The 12929-nt window shown below is 62.9% G+C and carries 12 protein-coding genes; all 12 read left to right on the forward strand.

Annotated elements, in window-relative coordinates; genetic code table 11:
• Positions 1-148: 148 nt before the first annotated feature.
• The 12 genes from QMG25_RS15960 to QMG25_RS16015 all read left to right on the forward strand — a co-directional run bounded on the left by QMG25_RS15960 (position 149) and on the right by QMG25_RS16015 (position 12923).
• Entirely contained in the window at positions 149-355 is a 207-nt protein-coding gene (locus QMG25_RS15960) for a ubiquitin-like protein Pup (RefSeq protein WP_283461998.1), read from the forward strand.
• A 6-nt stretch (positions 356-361) separates the two neighbouring features.
• A complete protein-coding gene (gene prcB, locus QMG25_RS15965; RefSeq protein WP_283461999.1) occupies positions 362-1189 on the forward strand; it encodes a proteasome subunit beta in 828 nt (275 codons plus the stop codon).
• The gene (prcA, locus tag QMG25_RS15970; RefSeq protein ID WP_283462000.1) at positions 1190-1939 is read left to right on the forward strand and encodes a proteasome subunit alpha; all 750 of its coding nucleotides are present in this window, start codon (positions 1190-1192) and stop codon (positions 1937-1939) included. It begins immediately after the preceding gene.
• An 88-nt stretch (positions 1940-2027) separates the two neighbouring features.
• Complete coding sequence (gene pafA, locus QMG25_RS15975; RefSeq protein WP_283462001.1) at positions 2028-3401, forward strand: Pup--protein ligase; 1374 nt, start codon at positions 2028-2030, stop codon at positions 3399-3401.
• 109 nt (positions 3402-3510) lie between these two features.
• The gene (locus QMG25_RS15980) at positions 3511-4554 is read left to right on the forward strand and encodes an FKBP-type peptidyl-prolyl cis-trans isomerase (protein WP_283462002.1); all 1044 of its coding nucleotides are present in this window, start codon (positions 3511-3513) and stop codon (positions 4552-4554) included.
• 295 nt (positions 4555-4849) lie between these two features.
• Positions 4850-5794 (forward strand): FKBP-type peptidyl-prolyl cis-trans isomerase, encoded by a 945-nt coding sequence (locus QMG25_RS15985; protein WP_283462003.1) that lies wholly within the window; start codon positions 4850-4852, stop codon positions 5792-5794.
• An 18-nt stretch (positions 5795-5812) separates the two neighbouring features.
• Positions 5813-6208, forward strand: coding sequence for an FKBP-type peptidyl-prolyl cis-trans isomerase (locus QMG25_RS15990; protein ID WP_283462004.1), 396 nt, complete (start codon positions 5813-5815; stop codon positions 6206-6208).
• Between the two features lie 100 nt (positions 6209-6308).
• Positions 6309-8399 carry a helix-turn-helix transcriptional regulator gene (locus QMG25_RS15995; protein WP_283462005.1) on the forward strand — a complete coding sequence of 697 codons (2091 nt, stop codon included), beginning with the start codon at positions 6309-6311 and terminating at the stop codon, positions 8397-8399.
• Positions 8400-8408: 9 nt separating this feature from the next.
• A complete protein-coding gene (locus QMG25_RS16000) occupies positions 8409-8780 on the forward strand; it encodes a hypothetical protein (protein WP_283462006.1) in 372 nt (123 codons plus the stop codon).
• A gap of 21 nt (positions 8781-8801) precedes the next feature.
• Positions 8802-9131: a Sec-independent protein translocase subunit TatA gene (gene tatA / locus QMG25_RS16005; protein ID WP_283462007.1), complete on the forward strand. Its 330-nt coding sequence runs from the start codon at positions 8802-8804 to the stop codon at positions 9129-9131.
• Positions 9132-9148: 17 nt separating this feature from the next.
• The gene (gene tatC, locus QMG25_RS16010) at positions 9149-9991 is read left to right on the forward strand and encodes a twin-arginine translocase subunit TatC (protein ID WP_283462008.1); all 843 of its coding nucleotides are present in this window, start codon (positions 9149-9151) and stop codon (positions 9989-9991) included.
• 19 nt (positions 9992-10010) lie between these two features.
• Positions 10011-12923 (forward strand): DEAD/DEAH box helicase, encoded by a 2913-nt coding sequence (locus QMG25_RS16015; protein ID WP_283462009.1) that lies wholly within the window; start codon positions 10011-10013, stop codon positions 12921-12923.
• Positions 12924-12929: the final 6 nt, after the last annotated feature.

Here is a 12929-nt window from a genome sequence, read left to right on the forward strand (position 1 = left end):
CTATTTCATCCAAGCAGGGGGACCTGGCCGGGCTTGAGGCGGTCCTTGCTTAGCAAACCGGCACGGGCGGCGCATTCTTGGCGGGTCCGTGGCAGTATGGGAATAGGTGCCGAGAACGGCACCGGGAACCACGTAAGAAGGACGCATCATGGCTTCACAGGAACAGAAGAACGTCTCTTCCCGGCCCGAAGAGGAACACGTCGAGGAACTGCCGGTCCCGGCGCCGGGCGCGGATTCTGCAGCAGCCCAGGCCGCCACCACCGGCGTGGACGACCTCTTGGATGAAATTGATGGCGTCCTGGAGTCAAACGCCGAGGAGTTCGTGCGCGGGTTTGTGCAAAAGGGTGGACAGTAGGCCTCCATGGACGCCCACAACAGGACCGAATTTCCAGCGCTGGAAGGCGGGGGCTCCTCGTCGTCGTTCCTTGACCATGTGACCCGCAGCAATCCGGGCCTGTTGCCGTTTGGCCGCGCCCTGCCCGCAGGCACCATGCCGGCAACCCCGCACGGGACCACCATCGTGGCGCTTTCCTTCGAAGGCGGGGTGCTCATGGCGGGGGACAGACGGGCCACCATGGGGTCCATGATCGCCAACCGGCACCTTGAAAAAGTATTCCCAGCCGATGCGTATTCGGTGCTTGGCATTGCCGGCACAGCAGGGATCGCCATCGACATGGTCCGCCTTTTTCAGGTGGAGCTTGAGCACTACGAGAAGATCGAGGGCACGCTCCTCAGCCTTGAGGGCAAAGCCAACAGGCTCGGTGCCATGGTCCGCGCCAACCTGCCCATGGCGATGCAGGGGCTGTCGGTGGTGCCGCTCTTCGCGGGAATTGAGACAGCCGGCCCAGTAACAACGGGGCGGTTGTTTTCCTACGACGTCACGGGAGGTCGTTACGAAGAGCTCGAACACCACAGCGTGGGCTCGGGCTCCGTGTTTGCCCGCGGGGCGCTGAAAAAGCTGTGGCGCCCCGGACTCACCGCCGAGCAGGCGCTGGAAGTGGCCGTCGAGGCCCTCTACGACGCCTCGGACGACGATTCCGCCACGGGCGGGCCGGACCTTGTACGCCGTTTGTGGCCGGTAGTCTATGTAGTAACACACGACGGCGCCGCAAGGGTGGGCGACGATGCGCTGGCCGGCGTTGTGGAAACCATTGTGACGCGACGCAGCGTCGAACGCAGGGAGGCATAAATGGCGCAGCAATTCTATGTTTCCCCCGAACAGGTCATGAAGGACCGGGCGGACTTCGCCCGCAAGGGAATCGCCCGGGGCAAATCGGTGGTGGTGGTTTCCTTTCTGGGCGGCATCGCGTTGGTGGCTGAAAATCCGTCACCGACGTTGCACAAAATCGGCGAAATCTACGACCGCATCGCCTTTGCCGCCGTGGGCAAGTACAACGAGTTCGAAAGCCTCCGCCAAGCCGGTGTGCGCTACGCCGATGTGCGCGGCTACTCCTACGACAGGGCGGACGTGACGGCGCGCGGCCTGGCCAGCGTGTATGCGCAAAGCCTCGGCACTGTGTTTACGGCCGAACAAAAACCCTTCGAAGTTGAATTGGCAGTCGCCGAGGTGGGGGAGCGGCAAGGCGAGGACCACATCTTCCGGCTGAACTTCGACGGCTCCATTGCCGATGAATCGGGCTTCCTGGCCATGGGAGGCAAGGCCGACCTGGTCCAGGCGGCCTTGGAAAAACGCTGGAGAGCAGGCGCAAGCCTGGGCCAGGCGCTGCGGTGGGCCGTCGCAGCGCTGGAATCCCCGCGTTTGGACGCAGCACCAGGGGGAGCAGCCCGCAGCGAAGTCCCCGATCAGGCGGCAGCCCTGGCAGCAGCTACTTTGGAGGTGGCCGTGCTAGATCGCAACGTTTCGCGCGTGCGCGGCTCGCACAGGGCCTTCCGGAGGCTGAACGCCGCAACCGTGGCCACCCAGTTGGCCGCGGATTGAGCCCCTGGACCAAACAACGTGCAACGGCAACACACAGCTGCAACTCACGCGGCTGCACTATACAACGGCAATGAAGGAGACATGACAGGTGGACCGGCGGATATTTGGTATTGAGACGGAGTTTGGCGTGGCATACTCGGCGCCCGGCTCGCGGCCGCTGTCCCCCGAGGAAGTGGCAAGGTACCTTTTCCGCAAGGTCGTCAGTTGGGGCCGTTCCTCGAATGTTTTCCTGCCCAATGGCTCGCGGTTGTATTTGGACGTGGGCTCCCACCCCGAATACGCCACGGCCGAATGCGACAGCATCGCCCAGCTGATTGCCCACGACAGGGCAGGGGAAACCATCCTGAACGACCTCGTCCAGGAAGCCCAGACAAGACTTGGGTTTGAAGGTTACGACGGCAAGGTCTTCCTGTTCAAAAACAATGTGGATTCCGCCGGAAACTCTTATGGCAGCCACGAAAATTACCTGATCACCCGCAGGGGCGAATTTGGCCGCTTGGCGGACATTCTCATCCCGTTCCTGGTAACGCGCCAGCTGATCGCCGGTGCCGGCAGGGTGCTCCCTGCCCAACAGGGCGGAAAATACGCCTTCTCACAGCGCGCAGACCACATTTGGGAAGGCGTCTCCTCGGCCACCACCCGTTCACGACCCATCATCAACACCCGCGACGAGCCGCACGCGGACGCCGAACTGTACAGGCGGCTGCACGTGATCGTCGGCGATTCGAACATGTCCGAAACCACCACCATGCTCAAGGTCGGCACGGTCGACTTGATCCTTCGCATGGTCGAGGCCGGGACCATCATGAGTGACATGCGGCTGGAGAACCCCATCCGCAGCATTCGCGAAATATCCCACGACATCACGGGCAAGCACCCCTTGAAGATGTCCGACGGCCGCTTCATGACGGCGATTGAAATCCAGCGCCACTATCTTGAAAAAGTGGCGGCCTTCATCAACTCGCGGGGGGCACACCACGAACTCGTCCCGCAGATCATGGACCTGTGGGAACGCACGCTGGACGCGGTGGAAGCAGAAGATCATTCAAGCATTGACACCGAGATCGACTGGGCGATCAAGGCCAAGTTGTTGCACGCCTACGCCGAGCGGCACAACCTTGAGTTGTCCTCGCCCGAAGTCGCCCAGCTCGACCTGCGCTACCACGATATTTCCCCCGACCGAGGCTTGTTCAACATGTTGGAACGGCGCGGATCGGCACGCAAGCTGGTCAGCGCTGCGGACATTGCCGCAGCGGTCGACACTGCACCTGCCACAACCCGCGCCCACCTGCGCGGCAAGTTCGTCGCTGCAGCTCGAGAGTCCGGACGCGACTACACGGTGGACTGGGTGCACCTTAAACTCAACGACCGGTCCCACCAAACCATCCTGTGCAAGGACCCCTTTAAGAACGACGACGAACGCGTCGACGCGCTGATTGAGTCATTGCGGGGTGGTTTCTAAGCTGTAACCATTTAGCATCAGGGGTGGTTGGCGTTTCTCTTCAGTGCAAGGCTTCGGGGTACTCATTGCTTAAGTAAGAGCCCAAGAAAAGCCACAGGAAGTGTTTTCCATGCGCCGCCTTCTAGCACTGTTCATTGCCTTGCTGCTCCTTGTGAGCGCTTGTTCACAAGGAGCGCCCGAGCCTCCGGGTGCCCAGGACCCGGCCGGGACGGATCCATCCTCCGATGCTTCGCCAAGCCCGCCGGAGAGTGTGCCGCCCACCGCAGCCGCCACCACATCGCCGAGCAACCCGGCGCCGGACTTGGGAGTGCTTGCCTCCGTGCAGGTCATTGACCAGGGTGAAGGGAAGATCCCCAAGATCACCTTTGACATGCCGCTGACCGTTGAAACGACGACTGCAGGCGTGCTGGCCCCCGGTGACGGTGCACAGATTGCCCTGGGCCAGAAGATCTTCCACCGCTCAATCGTTCTCAACGCCAGCACGGGCGAAACAATCCAGCAGAACTTCACCCAAGCAGCCGGCTTCGAAAGCATGCTCACCCCCGCCTACCAGGTCAATTCCCCTGCACTGGTGAATGCGTTCATCAGTGCCAAGGTCGGTGCCTACGTTGCCGAAGCAATCCCCAAGCCCGAACTCGGCGACAACCCGCCCGAGTGGGCCCAGCATGCCACCTTGATGATTTACAAGGTGGAGAGTGCCGAAGATGCACCGGACATGCCCAAGGTCCTCAGCGCAGATGAGGTTGCTGCCCTCGCAGCGGACGGCAGGCTGCCCGTGGCAATATTTGACGACAATGGCATCCCCACCATCACCATTCCGGACACCGACGCGCCCACTGGCCTCGCCGTCCAAGTGCTGACCGAGGGAACCGGGGAAACTATTAAGCCAAATGACAAGTTTACCGCCTTGTACACGGGCTGGACGTGGGCTGACGGGCAGAAATACGATTCCGCCTACGACCGCGGTGTCGCCGACCCGTTCGACTTCCGCACGGTTATTGAGGGCTGGCTGGTTGGCCTGACGGGCCAGAAGGTCGGCTCCACCGTGCAGCTTACCGTTCCGGCCACGATGTTGTTCGACTATCAGGCAGGAAGTGTAAGCAGGCCCGCCGGACCCCTGGTGTTCGTGGTCAAGATCGAATCGAAGGTGTAGCAACGGCAGAAAGGCGCCTCCTCCGCACGCCGCCCCACATCAGGGGCAAGCAGTGGGCGGCCAACAGCTTTTGTCCAGCTTCAGCGGATAAGCTGTTGGCGGCTCATTGCTTCAAAAGCCCTTAATGGCCCGTTGCACTGCCAAAAGTTTCGCCAAAATCGCCTTGACGAAAATCATTAGTACCACCGTTGCAACGCCTGCCGTGCGCAGGCATTGCGGCAATGCCCGTGATCCAGCCATCGAAAGTGTTTCTGTGCGCCGACTTCTTGTACTGCTTCTTCCCCTACTGCTCCTTGTGAGCGCCTGTTCGCAAGGGTCCACGGACACTTCCGGACCCGCCGCGTCATCCACCGCTTCGGTGAGTGTCCCGCCGTCGAACGAGGAGGCCCTTGCTTCCGTGAAGGTCCAGGACGAGGGCAAGGACAAGGCCCCCAAGGTCACCTTCGACAAACCGCTGGAGGTCAAGGCCGAGTCCATGCGCTTGGTCACCCCCGGCAACGGTGCCCAAATCACCACCGGCCAAGTCGTGGAATTCCGGGAGATCGCCCTTGACACTGCCACGGGGGACACCGTGGGCGAGAACTTCAGCAAGGACGCCGGCGGCACCATCGTGCTCAACGAATCCTTCATGAACCAATTCCCGCTGGTGTACAGCACTTTCTCCAAGGCCAAGGTCGGCGCATACATTTCCTATGCAACCCCCGGCACCGAGGAAGTCCCCGGCAGCACCGAGGCGCCCGCCCAGCCAGCCCGACCGGCCAGCATGAGCGTCTTCCAGATCAAGACCGCCAAGGATGCCCCGGAACCGGCCAAACTCATGGATGCCGACGCGGTGGCAAAACTTGCCAAGGACGGCAAGCTGCCAGTGGCCAAGTTCGACGACAAGGGCGTCCCCAGCATCACGATTCCCAAGAATGACGCCCCGGCCGGCCTCGCCGTACAGGTGCTGACCGAAGGAAGCGGCGAAACACTGACCGCGGAGGACACCATTTCAGCCTTGTACACCGGCTGGACTTGGGACGGAAAGCAGTTTGATTCCACCTTCGACAGCGGCAAAGCTGCCACCTTCGGCCTGCAGAAGGTCATTGAAGGATGGACTGTGGGCTTGACGGGCCAGAAGGTGGGCTCCACCGTACAGCTGACCATCCCCGCCTCGCTTGCCTACGGGGAACAGGCGGAAGCTCAGGGCAAGCCTGCCGGACCGCTGGTGTTTGTGGTTAAGATTGAATCGAAGAAGTAACAAACCCTAAGGAGCAGCATGTCTTTTGGAACCCGCAACTTTGACCGCAGCAAACCCGAAATTGATTTCCCGGAACACGGGGTCCCCACCGAACTTGTCATAGAGGACTTGATCGAGGGCACCGGCACCGAAGTTGTCCCCGGCAACACCGTCTCCACCCACTATGTGGGTGTCGCATTTTCCACCGGAGAGGAGTTCGACTCTTCTTGGAGCCGCGGCACGCCGCTGGAATTCAAGGCCGGCATTGGCCAAGTCATCCAAGGCTGGGACCAGGGCTTGATCGGCATGAAGGTTGGCGGACGCCGCCGCCTGGAGATCCCCTCGGAACTGGCCTACGGAACACGTGGCGCCGCCGGGGCCATCGCCCCCAACGAAGCGCTGATCTTCGTTGTCGACCTGGTCGGCGTGCGCTAAGCACCTTCTTCGCATTTCAGCAAGCCGCTGCGGCCCCGATCCTTTGATCGGGGCCGCAGTCCGTTAACGCCAGCGCCTCCCGCCTAGTACTGTGGGCAATGTGTCCACAAAAATAGATGCCACTGAACGCTTGTTGAACCTGGTGATCGCCTTGCTGGGGACCCGCCGTGGCTACAGCAAGAGCCACCTCCGCAAGAACGTCAACGGCTACGCCGGCCCTGCAGCCGAGGAAGACAAAGCCGACGCCGCTTTTGAACGCATGTTTGAGCGGGACAAAAAGACGTTGTTGGAACTTGGCATCCCCATCACCCACAACGGACTGCCCGGAACCGACTCCGGCGAACAGGCACTTTACCGCATTGATCCCGACGACTACCGCGTCCCGGCCATCCGCTTGGATGAATCAGCGATGGCGCTAGTGTCCATCGCCGCCAACCTGTGGTCCGGAGCCACGCTGGGCGGTGCCGCCGCGTCGGCACTGCGCAAGATCTCCGCACGTGCCGGGACGCCCTGGTATGAGGATGAAACCACGTCCCAGTCGCGGATCCGCACGGCAGAACCCGCCTTCGAGCCGCTTTGGTCAGCCCTGCGCACCCACCACCGGGTGTCGTTCGACTACCGCAGTGCCGGCTCCACCGACAGCACCGCCCGCACCGTTGAGCCATGGGGCCTGGGCAGCAAGTACGGGCAGTGGTACCTTGCCGCGTTCGACGTCGACAAGGGTGCCGAACGCAGTTATAGGCTCTCTCGCATCACCTCGGACGTCCTTGTCCACACCCGCGAAGCTTTTGAGCGACCCGCCGGTTTTGGCATGGCACCCGTGCTTGAGCGCCTGGGCACGGAGACTCCCGCCACCGCCCGAATCGCCGTGCCGGAGGGAACCGCGCACTGGCTGCGCAACCTCGACGGGACCACCACCGACCCGGATTCTCCCTGGCACAAGCCTGGTTGGGAAGTGCTGAGCGTGAGCTACCGCGAGGCCGAATTGATGGCCGACGACGTTGCCGCGATGGGAACCCGCGCCCTGGTTGTGGACCCTCCCGAACTCCGTGACGCTGTGGCCGACAGCCTCCACCGGGCGGTCACCGCGGCCGCCGAAGACGTGCGGGGCCTCGACTGGGGCACGCCGCTGCCGGGCGGCCCGGGCAAGAAAAACGACACCCGCGACAGACTGGTGCGGCTCTTGTCCATGGTTCCCTACCTGGTGGCCAATCCGGGCGTGGAGGAGGCCGAAGTGCTCGAAGAGTTCGGTATTTCCGGCGCACAATGGGAAAAGGACCGCGACACGCTCACTGTCACAGGACTGCCCGGCTATTTGCACGGGGACCTCATGGATGTGACCACCGACTCCGGACAAGTCTTCATCCGGGATGCCGAAACGCTGGCGAGCCCGCTCCGCCTGACCCAAGAGGAAGCCTGTTCGGTGCTTGTGGGCCTGAAGGCGCTCACGGCGCTTCCCGGCACGCGAGCGGCCCAGTCGCTGCGCCACGCCATCGACTCCGTTGCCGCCGTGGCGGGGGAGGACTCCTGGCTCGCCGACGTCGTCGAACTTGAGCTGGTCTCCGGGGCGGAACTGGATACCATCGCCGCCCTCCAGCTGGCCATCGCCGGATCCCGCGCCTGTGCCATCACCTATTTGGTGCGGAACCGCGATGAACTCAGTGAACGCATTGTGGAACCGTGCAGACTGTTTTCCATTGATTCCGCCTGGTATGTGCGTGCCTGGTGCCGGAAGGCCGGCGGGCTGCGCAGTTTCCGCCTGGCGAACATCAAAGAGCTCACTGATGCGGGCGCGCAGGAACATGCCCAGTCCAGTCAAGCCTGGTCCAGCCAAGCCCAGTCCAATCCTGCCCAGTCCGTCCAAGCGCCGTGGCGACCCAACAGCGGGGTCTACGATCCCGGCACTGAGGACATGCATGTGCGCGTGCGCGCAGACGCCGCCACGGCCCGCCGGCTGCAACCTGCCTACAATGCCGAGCTCTTCGATGTGGGCGACGGTGCGACAGGGCTGCAATTCCTGGTCGGGGACACGGCCATGCTGGCCCCGTTGATGGCCAGGCTCGGGGGCCGCGCGCAGGTGGTTGCTCCAACCGCCGTGCGGGAAGCGGCAGCTGCTTGGCTTGCCGAGTCGGCCGCAAGCTATGACGCTGTGGGCGAAATTGTCGGGGTTGTTCCCAGATTGGGCGGATAGACTCAAAAAATGCCTTGGTGGTCCTGGATTCTCATTTGGACGGCGCTCGTTGCCCTGTCCCTGCTGTTCATTGCCTTTTTGGCGTTCAAGGTGTGGCGCGATGCTTCGGCAACGGCCCGCACGTTTGACGAAACGTCGCGTGAACGCGGGGAGTACTGGGATGCCAGCCTGGAGCGAGCGCACGTTGCGCACGTCACAGAGCCGCGCACAACGGCGCCAGGAAGCGCAGTTTTTGCAACACCTGAAAGAATGAAGGATGATTACCTGGCTGCCAAAGAGGAACGGCGTTTTATTCGCCTTCAACGGCGCGTCGCCCGCAGGAAAGAACGCGGACAGCTCCAATCCTTGCGCGACATCGAAGCACTGCACCACTTAGGATGAAACAAAAGGAAAGGCGTTACCGTGGGAAGACTTTTTGAGAGCCCTTGGGCTATCACCATCATCATCATTGTTGTTCTCTTGCTCTTTGCAGCCCCGAAGCTGCCCGGCATGGCCCGCAGCTTGGGCCAGTCCATGCGGATCATCAAGTCCGAGGTCAAGGAAATGAAGAACGACGGCAAGGACGAAGACAAAAACGACGGCAAGAACGACGCCAAGAACGACGCCGCATCGGCCAGCCCTACTCCCTCACCAGCCCCCGAAGCACCGGTTGAGGGCAGAATCGTCAACAACCCGGCACAGGGGAACACGCAGGGCGACGGTACCGGAACCGGCACCGGCGCTCAGTCATAGAAACGATTGAGGAGACGGTGGGTGCCACAAGGGGCCGTAAAGCCAATCCCGAAGGCAGGATGCCGCTCAAGGCACACCTGATAGAGGCACGAAACCGGCTCTTCAAGAGTGCCCTGGCCATGATCCCGGGGATCATCATTGGGTGGATCCTTTACGATCCGCTCATGTACGCGATAACACAGCCCCTGCGAGACATCAGCGCGTCCCGCCATATTGTTGCGTCCTTGAACTTTGAGGGCGTGACAACCTCCTTTGACCTGAAAATCCAGATTTCGCTGATCCTTGGCCTGATCATTGCCTCGCCAGTGTGGATCTACCAGTTGTGGGCCTTCATCACCCCGGGACTGACAAAGAAGGAACGTCGGTACACGCTCTCCTACATGTTTGCCTCCGTGCCGCTGTTCTTGGCCGGCATCTTTGCCGGCTGGCTCATCTGGCCCAACATTGTCAAGGCGTTGACGTCTTTCACACCGGCGAACACCGAGAGCGCCAACCTCATGAAAGCCATCGACTACCTGCAGTTTGCCTTGCAGTTGATGTTGTTCATGGGGGTGGCTTTCCTGGTGCCGGTGCTGCTGTTTGCGCTCAATGCCATTGGTCTTGTGCGCGGACGGACGTACTTGAAGGCCTGGCGCTTCACCATCCTTGGTGTGGTGATCGTCTCGGCGATGGCCGCACCGGGCTCCGACGTCATGAGCATGTTCTTCCTCGCCGCGCCGCTTCTGGTGCTGTACTTCGGCGCGATTGGGCTGTGCATGATCAATGACAAGCGCCGGGACCGCCGCGATGCGAAGAAGGTCAAGGAGTCCGAGTCCAACGCCGACATGGCAACGCCCTCGACTGACCTCGAGACCCTGTGAGCTGACGTAGGCTTGTTCCATGGCCACCCCTGATATGCCCAGTCCTTCTGAACGCTACCTGGCAGCGAAGGAGAGGACACGGGACAGGGGCACAGACTTTGCCGATTTCACCTCGGGTCTCAGCTTCGAACTGGACCCCTTTCAAAACACCGCGTGCCGTGCCGTTCAGGCAGGCCGCGGTGTTTTGGTTGCAGCCCCGACAGGCGCCGGCAAGACCATCGTGGGGGAGTTTGCCGTCTATCTCGCCCTGCAGCGCGGGCACAAGGCGTTCTATACCACCCCCATCAAGGCGCTGAGCAACCAGAAGTACCAGGAGCTGGCTGCCAAGTACGGCACATCGAACGTGGGGCTGCTGACGGGGGACACAAGCATCAACTCCGAAGCCCCCGTGGTGGTGATGACCACCGAAGTGCTGCGCAACATGCTCTATGCGGATTCGAACACGCTCGCCGGGCTGGCCTATGTGGTCATGGATGAAGTCCACTACTTGGCCGACCGCTTCCGCGGGGCTGTGTGGGAGGAAGTCATCATCCACCTGCCCAGCGAAGTCAGCGTCATCTCCCTTAGCGCCACCGTCTCCAACGCGGAAGAGTTTGGCGCCTGGCTGGGCACTGTCCGCGGCGACACTGCCGTGGTGGTCTCCGAGCACCGCCCGGTTCCCCTGTGGCAGCACGTCATGGTGCGCCAGGACCTCGTCGACTTGTTTGTCGAGAACGTGGCCTTTGACAAAGTGGCCGAAGCCGCCGGCAAGTCTGGCCACAAAACCCCTGCCATCAACCCGGAACTGCTGAAGCTGGCGCGCACGGAGTCCGTCACCACAGGGCGCGGCTCCAGTTACGGCCGCCGTGGCGGCGGCGCACGCGGACGCCGGTACCAGGACTTTTCCGCCCAGGACGGCGCAGGGCAGAATCGCGGCGGGCAAGATCGCGGCGGGCAAGACCGCGGTGGCCATGCACACGAGATCCGGTCCTCGGCCCGAGCCGCCTCCAGGCCCCAAGTGATCCGCGCCCTGGAACGCCAAGACCTGCTTCCCGCCATCACTTTCATCTTTTCCCGCGCCGCCTGCGACGCAGCCGTGCAACAATGCGCCGCGGCCGGTCTGTGGCTCACAACCGAAGCGGAACGTGAAGAGATTGCCCGCCGCGTGGACACCGCCTGTGCCGAACTGCCCGATGCAGACAGGGACATCCTTGGCTTCTGGGGTTGGCGCGACGGGCTGCTGCGCGGTCTGGCTGCACATCATGCCGGGATGCTGCCCAGTTTCAAGGAAGTGGTGGAAGACTTGTTTGTCCACGGCCTGGTGCGGGCCGTCTTTGCCACCGAAACCCTTGCTCTGGGTATCAACATGCCGGCCCGCACGGTGGTGTTGGAAAAGCTGGAGAAATTCAACGGCGAAGCCCATGTGGGCATCACGGCGGGGGAGTACACCCAGCTGACGGGCCGGGCCGGGCGCCGTGGCATCGACGTGGAAGGCCATGCCGTGGTGTTGTGGAAGCCCGGCACGGACCCGGCGGCCGTGGGCGGCCTGGCCTCCAAGCGCAGCTACCCGCTGAACTCCAGCTTCCGCCCCACCTACAACATGAGCATCAACCTCGTGGCCCAGTTTGGCCGGGCCCGTACGCGCCAGATCTTGGAATCGTCCTTCGCCCAGTTCCAAGCGGACCGCTCCGTGGTGGACCTGGCCCGCCAGGTACGTTCGCGGGAGGAATCCCTGGCCGGCTACGAAAAATCCATGACGTGCCACCTGGGCGACTTCAACGAGTACGCCAAGCTGCGCCGGGAACTCTCCGACCACGAGTCGGGTGCCTCCAAAACCAAAGCCAAGCAGCGCCGCGAAGCCGTGCTCGACTCGGTGGCCAGCCTGCGTGCCGGGGACGTTATCATGGTGACGGAGGGCCGGAACCAGGGCTACGCCGTCGTGGTTCAGGCAGACTCCAGCTCGCGCCAGCCGCGCCCCGGTGTGGTCGGCATGGACCGGGAGTACCGCCGGCTGGGGGCGCAGGAGCTGAGCAACCCCGTGGAGCCGGTCGCCCGGGTTCGGGTGCCCAAGGGCTTCAACGCCAAGGTGCCCAAGGACAAGCGCCATTTGTTGGCGGCCGTGCAGGACAAGCTGGAGAACATCGCGGGGCTGCGCCCGCACCGCTCGGCAGCGTTCGCCTACCAGGACTCGACCGCGGTGGAGGACGAAGCCATTGCCGCGTTGCGCCGGAAGCTGCGGGCACATCCCTGCCACGGCTGCAGCGAGCGGGAAGACCATGCCCGCTGGTCGGAGCGCTGGTGGAAGCTGCGCCGCGAAACCGACGGCATTGTCAGGGCCATCCAGGCGCGCACCAATACGATTGCGCGCACCTTCGACAGGGTCATCGACCTGCTGGCCGGCTACGGCTTTGTAGTGGCGAACGGCTCCGGTGAGCTGCGTCCCAGCGACGACGGCCAACGGTTGCGCCGCGTGTACGGCGAAAAGGACCTGCTGATCGCCCTGGCCCTGCGCCAAGGCTCCTTTGCGGACTTGGATGCGGCCGAGCTGGCATCCTTCACCACCGCCTTGGTCTACCAGTCAAAGCGCGACGCCGAGGGGGCGCGCCCGCGCATGCCCAGCGTGGGGCTGGAGCAGGCCGTGGAGGATGTGGTGGTGCTGTGGGCCAAACTCCAGGACGCCGAGGAGTCGCACAAACTGCCGCTGACCAGCGAACCCGAGCTGGGGTTGATGTGGCCCATGTACAAGTGGGCGAAGGGCCGCAGCCTCCAAGAGTCGCTCAACGGCACGGAGCTTGCCGCGGGGGACTTTGTGCGCTGGTCCAAGCAGGTCATCGACTTGCTGGGGCAACTGTCGCAGGTCCCCGCCCTGCCTGCCGGCTTTGCAAAGACCTGCCACTCCGCCATGGACCTGGTGCGCCGTGGCGTCGTGGCGTACGGGGCCGTCGTGGCCTAGGAGCCA

It is taken from the genome of Arthrobacter sp. H35-D1, assembly GCF_030063185.1.
Taxonomy (GTDB): domain Bacteria; phylum Actinomycetota; class Actinomycetes; order Actinomycetales; family Micrococcaceae; genus Specibacter.